The sequence below is a fragment of the Actinophytocola sp. genome, assembly GCF_036378875.1.
Taxonomy (GTDB): domain Bacteria; phylum Actinomycetota; class Actinomycetes; order Mycobacteriales; family Pseudonocardiaceae; genus Actinophytocola.
In genome coordinates, this window is record NZ_DASUVO010000045.1 from 13,631 (window position 1) to 31,829 (window position 18,199).

12 protein-coding genes are annotated in these 18,199 nt (G+C 70.8%); 6 read left to right on the forward strand and 6 right to left on the reverse strand.

The window, feature by feature from the left end; genetic code table 11:
* Positions 1-17: 17 nt before the first annotated feature.
* Together VF106_RS11695 and VF106_RS11700 are read right to left on the reverse strand one after the other, a co-directional pair.
* Complete coding sequence (locus VF106_RS11695; RefSeq protein WP_330839666.1) at positions 18-602, reverse strand: VOC family protein; 585 nt, start codon at positions 600-602, stop codon at positions 18-20.
* Positions 599-1,369, reverse strand: a complete 771-nt coding sequence (locus tag VF106_RS11700; protein WP_330839667.1) for an IclR family transcriptional regulator — start codon at positions 1,367-1,369, stop codon at positions 599-601. Before VF106_RS11700 ends, VF106_RS11695 begins: the two co-directional genes overlap by 4 nt.
* Before the next feature lie 197 nt (positions 1,370-1,566).
* Here VF106_RS11700 and hutH point away from each other — a divergent pair, with 197 nt between their 5' ends.
* From hutH to hutI, 5 genes are all read left to right on the forward strand, one after another.
* Positions 1,567-3,063 (forward strand): histidine ammonia-lyase, encoded by a 1,497-nt coding sequence (gene hutH / locus VF106_RS11705; protein ID WP_330839668.1) that lies wholly within the window; start codon positions 1,567-1,569, stop codon positions 3,061-3,063.
* Positions 3,060-4,712 (forward strand): urocanate hydratase, encoded by a 1,653-nt coding sequence (gene hutU / locus VF106_RS11710; RefSeq protein ID WP_330839669.1) that lies wholly within the window; start codon positions 3,060-3,062, stop codon positions 4,710-4,712. Before hutH ends, hutU begins: the two co-directional genes overlap by 4 nt.
* A gap of 181 nt (positions 4,713-4,893) precedes the next feature.
* Positions 4,894-6,093, forward strand: coding sequence for an allantoate amidohydrolase (locus tag VF106_RS11715; protein WP_330839670.1), 1,200 nt, complete (start codon positions 4,894-4,896; stop codon positions 6,091-6,093).
* Complete coding sequence (locus tag VF106_RS11720; protein ID WP_330839671.1) at positions 6,090-7,403, forward strand: formimidoylglutamate deiminase; 1,314 nt, start codon at positions 6,090-6,092, stop codon at positions 7,401-7,403. Before VF106_RS11715 ends, VF106_RS11720 begins: the two co-directional genes overlap by 4 nt.
* Positions 7,394-8,608, forward strand: a complete 1,215-nt coding sequence (gene hutI, locus VF106_RS11725; RefSeq protein ID WP_330839672.1) for an imidazolonepropionase — start codon at positions 7,394-7,396, stop codon at positions 8,606-8,608. Before VF106_RS11720 ends, hutI begins: the two co-directional genes overlap by 10 nt.
* Here hutI and VF106_RS11730 read toward each other — a convergent pair.
* Complete coding sequence (locus tag VF106_RS11730; protein WP_330839673.1) at positions 8,528-8,698, reverse strand: hypothetical protein; 171 nt, start codon at positions 8,696-8,698, stop codon at positions 8,528-8,530. The genes hutI and VF106_RS11730 overlap by 81 nt on opposite strands.
* 27 nt (positions 8,699-8,725) lie before the next feature.
* Here VF106_RS11730 and VF106_RS11735 point away from each other — a divergent pair, with 27 nt between their 5' ends.
* Positions 8,726-9,718 carry an aldo/keto reductase gene (locus VF106_RS11735; protein WP_330839674.1) on the forward strand — a complete coding sequence of 331 codons (993 nt, stop codon included), beginning with the start codon at positions 8,726-8,728 and terminating at the stop codon, positions 9,716-9,718.
* Positions 9,719-9,872: 154 nt separating this feature from the next.
* On the opposite strand, the gene VF106_RS11740 is transcribed toward VF106_RS11735, so the two are convergent.
* The 3 genes from VF106_RS11740 to VF106_RS11750 form a co-directional block, all read right to left on the reverse strand.
* Entirely contained in the window at positions 9,873-10,049 is a 177-nt protein-coding gene (locus tag VF106_RS11740; RefSeq protein ID WP_330839675.1) for a DUF6104 family protein, read from the reverse strand.
* Between the two features lie 3 nt (positions 10,050-10,052).
* Positions 10,053-13,850, reverse strand: a complete 3,798-nt coding sequence (locus tag VF106_RS11745) for a multifunctional oxoglutarate decarboxylase/oxoglutarate dehydrogenase thiamine pyrophosphate-binding subunit/dihydrolipoyllysine-residue succinyltransferase subunit (RefSeq protein WP_330839676.1) — start codon at positions 13,848-13,850, stop codon at positions 10,053-10,055.
* A gap of 360 nt (positions 13,851-14,210) precedes the next feature.
* Complete coding sequence (locus tag VF106_RS11750; RefSeq protein ID WP_330839813.1) at positions 14,211-18,002, reverse strand: ABC transporter ATP-binding protein; 3,792 nt, start codon at positions 18,000-18,002, stop codon at positions 14,211-14,213.
* Positions 18,003-18,199: the final 197 nt, after the last annotated feature.

Genomic DNA, 18,199 nt, shown 5'->3' on the forward strand with positions numbered 1-18,199 from the left:
CGGCCACCGTTTTCAGTTCAGCGGAAACGGGCATACAGCCCGGGGTTCGGGCCCGTTCGCACGTCCAACCGCGCACCCACCGCCGCGAGGTCCCTGCTGATCGCGGCCACGTCGGGGTGTTCGGCGTGGAAGGAGACCAGTTCGACCTCGGGCAGCCCGGATGTCGTGGGGTGGCTGGTCGTGCCCCAGTCGATGAGGAACGGGACGAGAGCGCCCCGCGGCGGGGTGAGGCGCCAGGCCAGCACGGTGCCGTCGGTCGTGAGTCGTGACATCGACTCGACCTCGCCAGGGTCGTAGCCCGCGGCTCGCGCGTTGGCGACCGTGGCGTCGAGGTCGGCAGGCCGGATGGCCCAGTCGACCAGTTTCGGTTCGGTGAGGGCGGCGATCTCGAACCACGTCGGTGGGCTGTCGGACTCCGGGTCCGGCCCGATGATCTCCAGGTACGCCGAGCCGCCGAGCCCCACGAGGTAGTTGCGCGTGCCCTTGCCCTCGTGCCGTCCACCTGGGACGGGTTGGACGCCGTACCGATCGGCGAAGGCCGCCGTCGCGACGGCGAGATCCGGGACGGCGTAGACGAGGTGGTCGAGCTGTGGATCGGTCACCGGTTCGTGCCTCCTATTCGGGTGCTCAGTTCCGCCGCCGCTCGTTTTGTTTCCGCCGCGAGCTCCGGCCAGGTCTCGCCGCACTCGGGGTCGCACTCGTGGCGGAACGTCGTCGAGATGGCGGCGATCGGATGTCCACTATGGTCCAACACCGGCGCGGCCACCGAAGCGAAACCTGGTGTCACGTAACCGTCTTCCACCGCCCAGCCCCGTCGCCGGGCCGCGGTGAGCAGGCGGCGCAGCGACGGAAGATCCGTCGGCCCGCGACCCGTCCGGTCCACGAACGCGGCCCGTGACGGGAACAGCGCCCGGACCTGTGCCGCCGGCAGCGCCCCCAGCATCGCCCGCCCCGACGCCGGAAGGTGCGCGGGCAGCCGGACGCCGACGTCGGTCACCACCGTCGCGTGCCGTGCCGGTTGTTCCCGAAGCAGGTACAGGGTTTCGCGGCCGTGCAGCACGCCCAACTGTCCTACGTGGCCGGTGCGTTCGAGCAACGCGCGCAGGACCGGCCGCGCGAGCCGTTCGAGCGGGTCGTGCCGCAGGTACGCGGAACCCAGCTCGAACGCCGCCAGCCCCAGCCCGTACCGCCGCTCCTCCGGCAGGTGGGTCACGAAGCCGGCCGTGGTCAGCTCGGCCAGCAGGTGGTACGTGGTCGAGCGGGGCAGGCCCAGCTCACGGGCCACGTACGCCGCCGTCACCGGCCCGGCACGGCCCGCCAGCAGCCGCAGCACCGCCAGCCCTCGGCGGAGCGCGGGTATGTCGGTCATCTGTCTGGCATACCAGACGGGAGGTCGAGCTTCAGCCTGTGTGCCGCGCCGACCAGCGGCATCGACAACCTCGATCATGGCCTTTGGCGACACGGCGCGGACCTTGGCGACCGGCTGGACGGTCCGAGTCTGGAATACCAGACAATCTCGGCGCGAGTCGGCTCGTGCGGACGGCGTTGTCGCGTTGAGATGGACACATGGTCGTGATCGATGGCGGGGCGTTGACCCGCGAGCAGGTCGTCGCCGTCGTGCGGGGTGGTGAGCCGGTCGAGGTCGGCGCCGGGGCGCTGGCCGAGATTGCCAAGACCCGGGACCACGTGGAGCGGCTCGCCGAGGCCGCGACCCCCACCTACGGCGTGTCCACCGGGTTCGGCGCCCTCGCCACCCGGCACATCCCGCTGGACCGGCGGGCCGCGCTCCAGCGGTCGCTGATCCGTTCGCACGCCGCCGGCGCCGGCACGCCCGTCGAGACCGAGGTCGTGCGGGGGCTCATGCTGCTGCGGCTGCGCACCCTCGCCACCGGGCGCACCGGGGTCCGGTCCGAGACCGTGGACGCCCTGACCTTCCTGCTCAACGCGGGCATCACCCCGGTCGTCCACGAGTACGGGTCGCTCGGCTGCTCCGGGGACCTTGCGCCGCTCTCCGCCGTCGCACTCGCGCTCATGGGCGAGGGTGAGGTGGACGTCGACGGGCAGCGCAGACCGGCCAAGGACGCGCTCTACGAGGCCGGCATCGCGCCGCTGGAGCTGGCCGAGAAGGAGGGGCTCGCGCTCATCAACGGCACCGACGGCATGCTCGGCATGCTGGTGCTCGCGCTGCACGACCTCCACCGGCTGCTCGACGTCGCCGACCTCACCGCCGCCATGAGCGTCGAGGCGCTCCTCGGCACGGACCGGGTCTTCGCCCCCGAGCTGCAGGCGCTGCGGCCGCACCCCGGTCAGGCCACCTCCGCCGCACGCATGACCGCCCTGCTCGACGGTTCGGCGATCATGGCAAGCCACCGGGGACCGGACTGCAACCGCGTGCAGGACGCGTACTCGCTCCGCTGCGCGCCGCAGGTGCACGGCGCCGCCCGCGACACCGTGTCCTATGTGGAGACGGTGGCCGACCGCGAACTCGCCGCCGCCATCGACAATCCGGTCGTGCTGCCCGACGGGCGGGTCGAGTCCAACGGGAACTTCCACGGCGCGCCGATCGCGTACGTGCTGGACTTCCTCGCGATTCCCGTCGCCGACGTCGCCAGCATGGCCGAGCGGCGCACGGACCGGATGCTGGACGCCACCCGCAGCCACGGCCTGCCGCCGTTCCTCGCCGCAGATCCCGGTGTCGACTCCGGACACATGATCGCGCAGTACACGCAGGCCGCGATCGTCTCCGAGCTGAAGCGGCTCGCCGTGCCGGCGTCCGTCGACTCGATTCCCAGCTCCGCCATGCAGGAGGACCACGTTTCGATGGGCTGGTCGGCGGCCCGCAAGCTTCGCACGGCCGTCGACGGGCTCACCACCGTCCTCGCGGTCGAACTGCTCACCGCCGCCCGCGCGCTCGACCTGCGGGCCCCGCTCGCCCCGGCGCCCGCCACCGCGCGGGCCGTCGCGGCACTGCGCCGCACCGTCCCCGGGCCCGGCCCGGACCGTCACCTCGCCCCGGAGATCGCCGCCGCCGAGGCACTCATCCGAACGGGAGACCTACCATGACCTCTGGCGCCCGTCCCGTCCGCGCAGCTCGCGGCACCACGCTCACGGCACGCAACTGGCAGACCGAGGCCGCGTTGCGCATGTTCCACAACAACCTCGACCCCGAGGTCGCCGAGCGCCCGGACGACCTGGTCGTCTACGGCGGCACCGGCAAGGCCGCCCGCAACTGGGCGAGCTTCGACGCGATCACCCGCGAGCTGACCGCGTTGCGCGAGGACGAGACCCTGCTCGTCCAGTCGGGCAAGCCGGTCGGCGTGATGCGTACGCACGAGTGGGCGCCGCGCGTGCTGATCGCCAACTCCAACCTCGTCGGGGACTGGGCCACGTGGCCGGAGTTCCGCCGGCTGGAGTCGTTGGGGCTCACCATGTACGGCCAGATGACCGCCGGCTCGTGGATCTACATCGGCACCCAGGGCATTCTCCAGGGCACCTACGAGACGTTCGCTGCCGTGGCACGCAAGCGGTTCGGTGGCAGTCTCAAAGGGACGATCACGCTGACCGCCGGTCTCGGCGGCATGGGTGGCGCGCAACCGCTCGCCATCACGATGAACGACGGCGTCGCACTGTGTGTCGAGGTCGACCCGGCGCGTGCGCGGCGGCGGGTGGAGACCCGCTACCTCGACGAGGTCGCGTCTTCATTGGACGATGCGGTCGCCCGTGTCGAGGCCGCGAAGGCCGACGGGCGGGCGCTGTCCGTCGCGGTGATCGGGAACGCGGCCGACGTCGTGCCCGAGCTGCTGCGCCGCGGTGTCGAGATCGACGTGGTCACCGATCAGACCTCCGCCCACGATCCGCTGGCGTACCTGCCGAAGGGCGTCGCACTCGAGGACTGGTCGGACTACGCGGCCAAGAAGCCGGACGAGTTCACCGAACGCGCCCGCGACTCGATGGCCGAGCACGTGGGTGCCATGGTCGGGTTCCTCGACGCCGGCGCCGAGGTGTTCGACTACGGCAACTCCATCCGGGGCGAGGCCAAGCTCGGCGGCTTCGACCGGGCGTTCGACTTCCCCGGTTTCGTGCCGGCCTACATCCGGCCGATGTTCTGCGAGGGCATGGGTCCCTTCCGGTGGGCGGCGCTGTCCGGCGACCCGGCCGACATCGCCGCGACCGACCGGGCGATCCTCGAGTTGTTCCCGGAGAAGGAATCCCTCGCACGCTGGATCCGGCTGGCCGGCGAACGCGTTGCCTTCCAAGGGCTTCCGGCGCGGATCTGCTGGCTCGGCTACGGCGAGCGGCACCTCGCCGGCGAGCGGTTCAACGAGATGGTCGCGGACGGCGAGCTGTCCGCTCCGGTCGTGATCGGCCGCGACCACCTCGACTGCGGCTCGGTCGCCTCGCCGTACCGCGAGACCGAGGCGATGGCCGACGGCTCCGACGCGATCGCCGACTGGCCGCTGCTGAACGCGCTGGTCAACACGGCGTCCGGCGCAAGCTGGGTGTCCATCCACCACGGCGGCGGAGTCGGCATCGGCCGCTCGATCCACGCCGGCCAGGTGACCGTCGCCGACGGGACCGCGCTCGCCGGTGAGAAGATCGCCCGCGTGCTGACCAACGATCCCGGGATGGGCGTGATCCGGCACGTCGACGCCGGCTACGAGGACGCCCGCGCGGTCGCTGCGACCCGCGGCGTGACGGTGCCGATGCCATGAAGAGCACAGTCCGCCGGCACCTTCGGGACGTAGAACCCAGATCCACCGATGATCATGCTGGTGCGACCGGCGCTGTCTCGAAAGACGCTTTCGGGTCGTTGAACGTCATCAGCGCGTCTTTCGAGACAGCGCCTGAAGGGCACTTTCAGGACACCGGCCACTTCAGAGTGAGGGTCGGGCGGTGAGTGTCACACAGTTACTCGCGGGCATCGAGGGTGTCGGCCGGGATCCGAAGCGCGGCGGGTACTCGCGCCACGGGTTCGATCGGGCGGAGCTGGAGCTGCGGGAGTGGTTCGTCGCCGAGGCCGAGCGGCGTGGCCTGGCCGTTCGCACTGACCGTAACGGCAACCTGTGGGCGTGGTGGGGTCAGCCGGGCCCGGATGCGATCGTCACCGGCAGCCATCTCGACTCCGTGCCCGGCGGTGGCGCGTTCGACGGACCGCTCGGCGTGGTGTCCGCACTGTCCGCTGTGGACACCTTGCGGGAGCACGGTTTCACGCCGACCAAGCCGCTCGCCATCGTCGTGTTCGCCGAGGAGGAGGGCGGCCGGTTCGGCGTGCCGTGCCTCGGGTCGCGGCTGCTGTCCGGCGCCGTCGACGCGGATGTGGCGCGGCGGCTGCGTGATCCCGACGGCGTGACGCTGGCCGAGGCCGTGGCGGAGGCCGGTCTCGACCCCGCACGGCTCGGCCGCGACGACGAGGCGCTGTCGGCCATCGGGACGTTCGTCGAGCTGCACGTGGAACAGGGGCGTGGCCTGATCGACCTCGGCATGCCGATCGCCGTGGCCGACTCGATCCTCGCGCACGGCCGGTGGCGGTTCCGGTTCACCGGTGAGGGCAACCACGCCGGGGCGACACTGCTCGGCGACCGGCACGACCCGATGGTGCCCGCGGCGGAAATGGTGCTGGCGGCCCGGATCGCGGCGTCCGAAGTGGACGACGCACGCGCGACGGTCGGCCGGCTGGTGCCCACTCCCGGCGGTACCAACGTGATCGCGTCCGCTGTGGACGTGTGGCTGGACGCGCGAGCGCCCGACGACGCACGCACGCGCCGGGTGCTCGACCGGATCCGGGAGATGGCGGCGGAAGCCGTCGCGCGTGAGGGGTGCGAGCTGACCGTCACCGAGGAGTCCTACGGCGACACCGTCCACTTCGACACCGGCCTGCGGGACCGGCTCGTGGGTCTGCTCGGCGGTGTGCCGACCCTGCCCACGGGCGCCGGGCACGACGCCGGGATCCTGGCCGCACACGTGCCGACCGCGATGCTGTTCGTGCGCAACCCGACCGGCGTGTCCCACGCTCCGGAGGAGTACGCGGAGCCGGCCGACTGCGAGACCGGCGCCGACGCGCTCGCCGCCGTGTTGGGACACCTCGCCGGATGACCGCGTACTGGTGCGAGTACGCGTGGCTGCCATCGGGCCTGGGCGATGGCGCGCTGGTCGACGTCGACGACGGCCGGATCGCCGCCGTGACGTCCACATCGGACTCTCCGCCCGCCGGTGCGCACGTGTTGCGTGGCGTGGTGTTCCCCGGGTTCGCGAACGTGCACTCACACGCGTTCCACCGCGCGTTGCGTGGCCGCACCCACGCCGACGGCGGCACGTTCTGGACGTGGCGGCGCGGCATGTACGAGCTGGCGTCCCGCCTGGACCCGGATAGCTACCTGCGACTGGCGACCGCCGTGTACGCCGAGATGGCCGTCGCCGGCGTGACCGTCGTCGGTGAGTTCCACTACCTGCACCATCCGCCGGGCGGTGGCCGGTACGCCGAACCAAACGCGATGGGGGAGGCGTTGCGGGAGGCCGCTCTGGCCGCAGGCATCCGGATGACGCTGCTCGACACGTGTTACCTGACCGGCGGCATCGACGCCCCGCTTTCGCCTGAGCAGCAACGGTTCTCCGACGGCAGCGTCGAGGCGTGGGCCGCGCGGGCCCAGCCGAGAACCGACCGGGGGCTCACGCGCGTCGGTGCGGCCATTCACTCGGTGCGCGCGGTGCCGCCACCGGCCATCGCCGAGATCTCCACACTTGTAGAGGACCGGCCGCTGCACATCCACGTGTCCGAGCAGCCGGCGGAGAACGAGGCCTGCCTGGTGGCCTACGGTCGCACCCCGGTCCAGCTACTGGCCGACTCGGGCGCGCTGGGGCCGAACACGACCGCCGTACACGCCACCCATCTGTCCACGACAGACGTAGAGGCACTGGGCGCGTCGCGGACCGCCGCGTGCTTCTGCCCGACCACCGAGGCGGACCTCGCCGACGGCATCGGGCCCGCCCGAGAGCTGCTGGACGCGGGCTCGCCGCTGTCGCTGGGCAGCGACCAACACGCGGTGGTCGACCCGCTGGTGGAGGCACGCGCACTGGAACACGGCGAACGCCTACGCACCGGGCAGCGCGGCCGGCTCACTCCGGAGGAGCTGATGACAGCGCTTACCTCGGCTGGCAACACGGCACTTGGCTGGCCGGACGCGGGGGTCATCCAGCAGGGCGCACCTGCTGACCTGGTGGCCGTGCGGCTGGACAGCGTGCGCACCGCCGGCTGCCACCCGTCTCAGGTGATGCTCGCGGCCACGGCGTCGGACGTGCACACCGTCGTGTCGAGCGGCCGAGTCGTCGCGGTCGACGGGCAGCACGAGCAACTGGGCGACGTGGGCCGGTTGCTGCAGGCCGCGATTGAGGAGCTGTGGTCGTGAGCACTCTCATCACCGGGATCGGCGAGCTGACCACCAACGACGGGCCCGCGTTGACCGACGCCGCACTGGTGGTGGACGGCGACCGGGTGGCCTGGGTAGGGGCGGCGTCATCGGCACCCGCCGCGGACCAAGCGATGGACGTCGAGGGCCGTGCCGTGCTGCCGGGCTGGGTCGACAGCCACACGCATCTGGTTTTCGCGGGCGACCGGACCGCCGAGTTCGCGGCCCGAATGGCGGGCCAGCCCTACACGGCGGGCGGGATCGCGGTCACCGTGGCGGCGACGAGGGCGGCCTCCGACGGCCAGTTGTCCGCGGTGCTGCGCCGACACGTGGCCGAAGCGGTTGCGCAGGGCACCACGTGCGTGGAGACGAAGACGGGATACGGCCTGACGGTCGCGGACGAACTGCGGTCGGCGCGGCTGGCGGCCGAGGTCGCCGACGAGGTCACCTTCCTCGGCGCCCATCTCGTCCCCGCCGAGATGTCCACAGAGGACTATGTCGCCCTGGTGTGCGGCGAGATGCTCGACGCCGTGGCGCCGTACGTGCGGTGGGCGGACGTGTTCTGCGAGACGGGCGCCTTCGACGAGGACGAGTCCCGTGCGGTGTTGACGGCCGCTGCGGCACGCGGGCTGGGACTTCGAGTCCATGGCAACCAGCTGGGTTACGGCCCCGGCGTGCGGCTGGCCGTGGAGTTGGGCGCGGCCAGCGTGGACCACTGCACGTACCTGACGCGGTCCGATGTGGACGCTCTCGCGCGGTCGGCCACCGTCGCGACACTGCTGCCGGCCTGTGACCTGTCGACGCGGCAACCGCTGCCGAACGCGCGGGAGCTGCTGGACAACGGCGCCACGGTCGCGCTCGCGACCAACTGCAACCCGGGCTCGTCGTACACGTCGTCGATGGCCTACTGCGTGGCGACGGCGGTGCTGCAGATGCGGATGTCGGTCGAGGAGGCCGTCCGCGCGGCGACGTGGGGTGGTGCGCGGGCACTGCGCAGGGACGACGTCGGCGTGCTGCGGGTGGGGGCGCGGGCGGACGTGCACGTGCTGGACGCGCCGTCGGTCACGCACCTCGCGTACCGGCCGGGGGTCCCGTTGACGTACGCGGTGTGGCGGGCGGGGGTGCTAGAGCGCGAGCCACAGCACCAGCGCGGTCGTCAGCAGGCCGACGACCAGCCCGATCCAGATCAGTCGGCGGAACTTTAGGTCCTCGCCGGTCGGGTCGAGGACATCCCGTTTGTCGTCCGCGTGCGGGTTCGCGTCCAGCGGAATCCAGTCGTGCTCGTCGTCGGGCATGGGCTCATTCTGGCGTACGTTGGGGCCATGGAGTACACACAGCTCGGCCGCAGCGGCCTCTCCGTTTCCCGGCTCGTGCTCGGTACCATGAACTTCGGTCCGGAGACGTCCGAAGAGGACAGTCACGCGATCATGGACCGCGCACACGAGCACGGCATCAACTTCTTCGACACCGCCAACACCTACGGCTGGCAGAAGGGCGAGGGGATCACCGAGCGGATCATCGGCCGGTGGTTCGCGAGCGGCGGCGGACGCCGGGAGAAGACGGTACTGGCCACCAAGCTGTACGGCCCGATGGGCGACTGGCCGAACGAGAACCGCCTGTCAGCGCTGAACATCCGCCGCGCGGCGGACGCCTCGCTGCGTCGGCTGCAGACGGATTACATTGACCTGTACCAGATGCACCACGTTGACCGGAACACGCCGTGGGACGAGATCTGGGAGGCGTTCTCGGTGCTGCGGCAGCAGGGCAAGGTGCTGTACTTCGGCTCGTCGAACTTCGCGGGCTGGCATCTCACCCAGGCCCAGGAAGCCGCGCGGGCCAGGCACTTCCTCGGGCTGGTGAGCGAGCAGTCGCTGTACAACCTGGCATCGCGGTGGGTGGAGCTGGAGGTCCTGCCGGCGGCACGGCACTACGGCATCGGGCTCATCCCGTGGTCACCCCTGTACGGCGGCCTGCTGGGCGGGGTGATCCGCAAGCAGCGCGATGGCGCGGCGTCCCGGTCCAACGGCGGCCAGGCGGCCGCGGCGCTGGAGAAGAACCGCGACCGCGTCGAGGCCTACGAGAAACTGGCCGCCGAACTCGGCGAGGACCCGGCCGACGTCGCCCTCGCGTGGCTCCTGCACCAGGAAGGCGTCACGGGCCCGATCATCGGCCCACGAACACAGGCCCACCTGGACGGCTCACTCCGCGCGGTGGACCTCAAACTCGACACGGAAACCCTCGCCCGCCTGGACGAGCTGTTCCCGCCACCCGGCCCCAACGGCGCGAAGCCGGCCCCGGAGGCCTACGCCTGGTAGGACTGCCAGCTGGTGCCCGGCTGGCCTCCGGCCCCCGGTTTCCAGCCTCTCATGGGGGACCGACATTTTCGGTCGGCGGCGTCTGAGTTGTCCACAGCGCGTTCGACGACCCCGTCGACGAGTCGGGGCCACACCAAACGGTGGGGCCCCGAGGTCACTCGTCGTCTTCGTCGTCTCTTGCCAGGTACGTCGCGAGGCGTTCCACCGCGTTCTCGAACTCCGGGTTGGCGTCGACGAAGTCACGCATCTTCGCGGCCAGCCAGGCCAGCGTGACTTCCTCGTCGCCTCGTCGTTTCTCGAGCTCTTCCAGGCCCCGGTCGGTGAAGTACATGGCCTAGCTGAACGCCTTCTCGATGATCTCGCGCTGCTCCACCTCGTGGACCTTGCCGGAGCCGGCCGACGGGGCGGCCATCACGCGGCGGGACACACGGACGAGCTTCGGCAGGTCCGGGTACAGCTCCCGCAGGTGCAGACCGTAGAACGGCCACGCGCCCTGGTTCGCCGGCTCCTCCTGCACCCAGCGGACCTCGTCCACGTTTGGGTACTTCTCGAGGATCGCGCCAAACCGCTTCACCGGGACCGGGTACAGCTGCTCGATCCGGACGATCGCGGTTTCCGGGGCACCGCCGCGGTTCTCGCGCTCGGCGGCCAGCTCGTAGTACAGCTTGCCGGACACCAGCAGCAGCTTGCGGACCTTCGCCGGGTCGGGGTTCGCCGGGTCGTCCAGGATCGGGCTGAACCTCGACTCCTCGGTGAAGTCCGAGACCTGGCTGACCGCGGCCTTGTTGCGCAGCATGGACTTCGGAGTGAAGACCACCAGCGGACGCTGCACGCCGTCGAGCGCGTGGCGGCGCAGCAGATGGAAGTAGTTCGCCGGCGTCGACGGGACCGCCACCGTCATCGAACCCTCCGCGCACAGCTGCAGCCAGCGCTCGATGCGGCCCGACGTGTGGTCCGGGCCCTGGCCCTCGTGGCCGTGCGGCAGCAGCACCACCACGTCCGAACGCTGGCCCCACTTGGCCTCGCTGGACGAGATGTACTCGTCGATCACCGACTGCGCGCCGTTCACGAAGTCGCCGAACTGCGCCTCCCACAACACGAGCGCGTCCGGGTTGGCGACCGAGTAGCCGTACTCGAAGCCGAGTGCCGCGTACTCCGACAGCGCCGAGTCGTACGCCAGGAACTTGCCCTGGCCCTCGCCGAGGTTCTGCAGCGGCACGTACTCCCTGCCGGACTTGCGGTCCACGATCACCGCGTGCCGCTGCACGAACGTGCCGCGGCGGGAGTCCTGGCCGGCCAGGCGGACCATGTGGCCCTCCAGGTTCAGCGAACCGAACGCCAGCAGCTCCCCGAACGCCCAGTCGATGCCGCCCTCGCGGGCCATCTTGGCGCGGCGCTCCAGCACCGGCTTGACCCTCGGGTGCGGGGTGAAGCCGTTCGGCAGGTTGATGTGCGCGTCGGCGATCCGCTCCAGCACCTCGTGGCTGATGTTCGTCGACAGCTTCGCCGGGACCTGCTGCTCCGACTCCACCGACGGGCTCGGCGCGACCGGGTGCTTCTCCAGCTCACGCACCTCGTTGAAGACGTGCTCCAGCTGCGACGAGAAGTCCCGCAGCGCCTTCTCGGCCTCGTCGACCGAGATGTCGCCGCGGCCGATCAGGGCCTCGGTGTAGGTCTTCCTGACGCTGCGCTTCGTGTCGATGATGTCGTACATCGCCGGCTGGGTCATCGAAGGGTCGTCGCCCTCGTTGTGGCCGCGGCGCCGGTAGCAGACCATGTCGATCACGACGTCCTTGTTGAACGCCTGGCGGTAGTCCATCGCGAGCTGCGCGACCCAGTAGCACGCCTCCGGGTCGTCGCCGTTCACGTGGAACACCGGCGCCTGGATCATCTTCGCGACGTCGGTCGCGTACTGCGACGAGCGCGAGTGTTCCGGCGCGGTCGTGAAGCCGACCTGGTTGTTGATGATCACGTGCACGGTGCCGCCGGTGCGGTAACCGCGCAGCAGAGCCAGGTTCAGTGTCTCCGCGACCACGCCCTGACCGGCGAACGCGGCGTCGCCGTGCAGCGCGACCGGCAGGACGGTGAAGCCGCCGGTGTCGGAGCCGCCCTTGTCCAGCAGGTCCTGCTTGGCGCGGACGATGCCCTCGAGCACCGGGTCGACCGTCTCCAGGTGCGACGGGTTGGCGGTCAGCGTCACCTTGGTCTCGCCGTCGCCGAACATCCGGAAGTACTTGCCCTCGGCGCCGAGGTGGTACTTCACGTCGCCGGAGCCGTGCGCCTGGCCCGGGTCGAGGTTGCCCTCGAACTCCTGGAAGATCTGGGAGATCGGCTTGCCGACGATGTTGGCGAGCACGTTCAGCCTGCCGCGGTGCGGCATGCCGATGACGACCTCGTCCAGCTCGTACTCGGCGGCCTTGTCGAGGATCGTGTCCAGCAGCGCGATCACCGACTCGCCGCCCTCGAGCGAGAACCGCTTCTGGCCGACGTACTTGGTCTGCAGGAACGTCTCGAACGCCTCGGCCGCGTTCAGCTTCGACAGGATGTACTTCTGTACGGCCTGCGCCGGCTTCTCGTGCCGGACCTCGACGCGCTCCTGGATCCAGCGGCGCTCGGTCGGGTCGAGGATGTAGGTGTACTCCACACCGACCGTGCGGCAGTAGCTGTCGCGCAGTACGCCGAGAATGTCCCGCAGCTTCATGCGGTTCTTGCCGGCGAACCCGCCGACGGGGAACTCGCGGTCCAGGTCCCACAGGGTGAGGCCGTGGGACAGGATGTCCAGGTCCTCGTGCTTGCGCTGGCGGTAGTTCAGCGGGTCCACATCGGACATCAGGTGGCCGCGGGTGCGGTAGGTGTCGATCAGACCGATCACGCGGGTGGTCTTGTCGATCTCGCCCTCTGGGATGTCCTCGACCCAGCGGACCGGCTCGTACGGCAGCCGCAGCGACGTGAAGATGTCGTCGTAGAAGTTGTCCTCGCCCAGCAGCAACTGGTGCACACGGCGCAGGAACTCGCCGGACTCGGCGCCCTGGATGATGCGGTGGTCGTACGTCGAGGTCAGCGTGATGATCTTGCTGACGCCCAGCTCGACCAGCGTCTTCTCGCTCGTGCCCTGGTACTGCGCCGGGTACTCCATGGCGCCGACGCCCACGATCGCGCCCTGACCGGGTGGGAACCGGGGCATCGAGTGGTTGGTGCCGATCGTGCCCGGGTTCGTCAGGGAGATCGTGGTGCCCGCGAAGTCGTCCGCGGTGAGCGAGCTGTTGCGGGCCTTGCGGATCATCTCCTCGTAGGCCTGCCAGAACCGCGTGAAGGTCATGCCCTCGCAGCTCTTGATCGACGCCACCACGAGGTTGCGCGCGCCGTCCTTGCCCGGCAGGTCGATCGCGAGGCCCAGGTTGACGTGCTCGGGCGTCGCGATGGCCGGCTTGCCGTTGACCTGCGTGTAGTGCCGGTTCATGTTCGGGTAGTCGGCCAGCGCGCGGATGATCGCGTAGCCGATCAGGTGCGTGAACGACACCTTGCCGCCACGGGTCCGCTTCAGGTGATTGTTGATCACGATGCGGTTGTCGAACAGGAGCTTCGCCGGCACGGCCCGCACGCTCGTCGCGGTCGGGATGGTCAGCGAGAGGTCCATGTTCTTCGCGATCACCGCGGAGGCGCCACGCAGCTGCTTGACCTCCTCGCCGCCGGTGCTCTTCGCGGCCGCCGGCGGCTTCGCGTCGACCTTCGCCGGGGCGGGCTTCGCGGGTGCCGCGGCCTTCGCCGGTGCCGGCGCGGCCTTCGCCACGGGCTTCTCGGTGGGCTTCGCGGCGGCGGCGGCCGGCTTCGGCTCGGCCTTGGGTGCCGTCCTGGCCTGGCCGTTGGTCGGCTCGCTCTGCGCGGAAGCCGGGGGCGCAGTCGGGGTGCTCGACTTTGTGGTCTTGGCCACCGTGGCGGTCTTCGCCCCGGTGGCGTTGCTCTTCGTGTCGCCCGCGGCCTCGTTCGCCACGCGCTGTGTCGGCTTGTAGTCGGCGAAGAAGTCATGCCACGCTGAGTCCACTGACGACGGGTCAGCGAGGAACTGCTCGTACATCTCCTCTACGAGCCACTCATTGGGGCCGAACTGCGACGCAGGGCTGCTGCTGGACACGGCAGGCACTCGCCTCTATCTATCTCGATCTGTTAGTGGTACTGACTGCACCCTCAGGCTAGTCCCCCGCGCGAGTGACGTGGTGCCGACTCGGGAGAAGGACCGCAGGTCACGCAGGTGATGGAATGCGCCCCCCGGTGCTGTTGACAGTGATACTCGCATTGTCTCCCAGCGGTTCAGCATTCGGTCCGACTGAAGTTCGGCCGTCTTGTTCGTCCTTTTCGGCCAGGTTGACTGTGGTGAATCCCTCACATGCTGGTCCCGGGACGTGGGACGACCGGCCATCACGTGGTGTCCGAACCGAAACGGACCAGGCGCCGATCGGTGGACGGTCGGTTCACAGCGGTGAGTGGTCAGGGCTCATTTCCCTCCGGCAGGCTCCTCGGCTCGTTGATCAACACCGTCCTCCGCGGTGCCGTGCCGCCACAGCAGGGCGTAGCGCCCGTCCGCGGCCAGCAGCTCCTCATGCGTGCCCTCCTCGACGATCAGACCCGCGTCCAGAACGACGATGCGGTCGGCCCGCGCGGCCGTCGCCAGCCGGTGCGCCACCACGAACGTCGTCCTCGGCGCGGCCAGCCGTTCGCTCGCCGCCAGCACCACCGACTCCGTCGCCGGGTCCAGTGCCGCCGTCGCCTCGTCCAGCAGCAGCACGTCCGGTCGCGCCAGCTCCGCCCGCGCCAGCGCGATCAGCTGCCGCTGCCCGGCCGACAGGCCCTGCCCGCGCTCGCCCACCTGCTGCCGGAAGCCGGATGGCAAATCCGCGACCATCGGCAGGGCCCCGACCGAGCGCACGGCCGACTCGACCGCCGCCCGGTCCCCGTTCACGCCGTTGGACGCGCCCCCGTAGCCGACGTTGCTGGCCACGTCGCCACTGAACAGATGCGCCTCCTGCGGCACGACACCCAGCCGTCTCCGGTATTCCGACGGGTCGTAGTCCCGCAGGTCCACCCCGTCGACCAGCACCTGACCGGCGGTCGGGTCGTAGAACCGGGCGACCAGCTTCACCACCGTCGACTTGCCAGCACCCGTGGCACCCACCAGCGCGACCGTCTCGCCCGGCGCGACCCGCAGGTTCAGGTCCCGCACGGCGGGCCGGTCCGTGCCCGGGTAGGAGAACGAGACGTCCCGCAGCTCCACCGCTCCGGACAACCGTTCCGGCACCGGCACGGGATCGTCCGGCGGCGCGACGGAGCTGGGCGTGCGCAGCAGGTCCGCGATCCGCCGTAGACCGACCCGCGCCTGCTGGTAGCCGTCGAACACGCCGGACAGCTGCTGCACCGGAGCGAAGAACAGGTTCAGGTACAGCATGAACGCCAGCAGCACGCCGACCGGCAGCTCACCGGCCGCGACCCGCCGCGCGCCCACCACCAGCACGGCCGCCTGCGCCAGCCCGGCCAGCAACGCGACGAACGGGAAGTACGTCGCCACGTACCGCTGGGCCCGCAGCCGGGTGCGCCGGTAGGTGTCGCTGCGCTCCGCGAACTCCCGCGCCGAGTGCTCCTCCCGCGTGAAGGCCTGCGCGACCCGCAGCCCGGACACGTTCTCCTGCATGTCCGCGTTCACGGCGCTGACCTGCTCACGTGCCTGCGTGTACGCGACCGTCGACAGCCGCTGGAAGATCACCGTGGCCACGACCAGCACCGGCAACGCCGCGAGCGCCACCAGCGCGAGGCCCGGATCGGTGATCACCAGCGCGACCGTGATCGCGAGGACCGTCAGCACGCTCGCGAGCGCGCTCGTCAGCCCCGTCTGCAGGAACGTCGACAGCGCGTCCACGTCCGTCGTCATCCTCGTCATGATCCGGCCGGCCATCTCGCGCTCGAAGTAGTCGAGCCCGAGCCGCTGCAGGTGGGCGTAGCTGCGCACCCGCAGCAGGTACAGCAGCCGCTCACCGACCCGCGCGGTCAGCACCGTGTTCAACGCGTTGTCCGCGAAGCTCAGCACCACCAGCACCGCCGCCACGGCCGTGGCCACCCACAGCGCGGTCGAGTTGCCGGTGACCACACCCTTGTCGACGCCCTGCTGGATCAACATCGGCAGCGCCATCGTGAACACCGCGTCGGCGATCACCAGCCCGGCCACCACGAGCAGCATGGCCCGCACCGGTTTCAGCAGACGCCGTAATCGGAAACCCGGGTCGGGCGCGGTCGGGTCCTCGCCGCGGAGCACCGGCTGCTCCGTCGCCGGTGGCAGCGCGGCCACCCGCGCCATCAGCTCCGGTGTGGGCGGTGTCGCGGCCAGCGCACCGGTCATGGGGCCGCCGGTACCCGCGCGGCGTGACGTGACGGCCGGTTGGACCGAGGTGCTGGTGATGACGCCGTCGTCCGTGACCTCGGCCGGCCACAGCTCCGGCGTCCACCCTTCGGGGCCGGGCACCAGCGACTCGGCGTCCTGGCGGCGGGTCGCGTCCTCGATGGCCTCACCAGGACCGGCGAGCAGCGACCGGTACAGCTCGCAGCGCGCCGTCAGCTCGGCGTGCGTGCCGATGTCGACGACCGTGCCACGGTCGAGCACCGCGATCCGGTCGGCAAGCGCGAGCGTCGACCTTCGGTGCGCGATCAGCAACGTCGTGCGGTCCTGGGTGACGGCCCGCAGCGTGTCGTGGATCGCGGCTTCGGTAGCCGTGTCGACCGCGGACGTGGCGTCGTCGAGCACCAGCACGCGGGGGTCCGACAGCAGTGCCCGCGCGAGCGCCACCCGCTGCCGCTGCCCGCCGGACAGGGTGAGCCCGCGCTCGCCGACCACCGTGTCGTAGCCGTCCGGTAGTTCGCTGATGAACGCGTCCGCCTGCGCGGCCCGCGCCGCCGCCCGGATCTCCTCGTCGGTCGCGTCCGGCCGGCCGTAGGCGATGTTGGCCCGCACGGAGTCGGAGAAGAGGAACGCCTCCTCGAACACCACCCCGACCGTGCCGCGCAGCGACGCGAGCTTCAGCTTCCGGATGTCTACACCCGCCACCGAGATCGCGCCATCGTGCACGTCGTAGAAGCGGGGTAGCAGCAGCGACACCGTGGACTTGCCGGAGCCGGCCGTGCCGACCAGCGCGAGTGTCTCGCCCGGCCCCACCTCGAACGAGACGCCCTTCAGCACCGGCTCGCTGCGGGTGTAGCCGAAGCTCACGCCGTCGAGCCGCACACCCGCCGGACCCGAGGGCACGTCCACCGCGTCCGGCGCGTCCACGACCGTCGGGTGCGAGTCGATCAGCTCGTACACCCGCTCGACCCCGGCCCTGGCCAGCTGCACGTTGACCAGCAGGCTCGAGAGCAGCCGGGTCGGGCCGACCAGGTTGGCCACGTAGCTCGCGAACGCGAGGAACGTGCCCAGCGTGACCTGCCCGTTCATGGCCATGAACCCGCCGAGCGCGAGCACCGCGACCTGACCCGCCGCCGGCATGGCCACGAGCGTCGCGGCCGGCCGGGAGGTCAGCGCGGCCGTGCGCATCCGCTCGCCGAACAGCGTGCGTGCCGCTCGGTCAAGGCGCTTGATCTCGCGCATCTCCTGGCCGAACCCCTTGACCACGCGGATGCCGGTGACCGTCTCCTCGACGTGCTGCGCGAGGTCGGCCGCCCGCTGCTGCGCCGACCACGAGGCGGGGAACAGCACGCGGCGACTGCGGGCCGCCACGACGGCGACGACCGGCACGATGACCAGCGCGACCAGCGTCAGCATGGGGGACAGCCACAGCATCGCGCCGAACGCGGCCAGCGCGAATACGACCGTGCCGACCGACAGCGGCACCATCATCAGCAGGCCCTGCACGACCTGCAGGTCCGTGATCGACCGGGACACCACCTGGCCGGTCCGCAGCACGTCCTGTTTGGCCCCGTCGAGCCGCTGCACCGCGGCGAACACCTGCTGGCGCAGGTCGTGCTGCACGTCAAGGGCGAGCCGGCCGCCGAGGTAGCGGCGCACGAACGCGGTCGCGAACGTGGACAGCTCCATCAGCACCAGCGCGGCGACCAGCCAGGCGATGCGGGTCGTCGTGCCGGCCACCGCGTCGTCGACGACGAGCTTGACCAGCACCGGACCCGCGGCCTGGAAGCCGACACCGATCACCGAGGAGGCGACGGACAGCACGACCAGCCGGCGGTGCCGCCAACACGCGGCACTCAACCGACGGACCCAGCCGGGGGAGGACTTCGACACGCCACCCACATTAGGCGCGCCCACCGACAGCCCCGGCCGCCCGAGCGCCGGGGCCGTTCCCGAAAACGCGACTCGCAGGGGCCGAACGCGAGACTCGCGAGTCTGTTGTGTTGAACTCGCGTGTTCTGAGCGTTGGACACGCGGGGCTGTTCGGTTGGACACGCGGGGCGACCTGCGGAAATGCGGCGGGGCCGGTCCTACTGGGC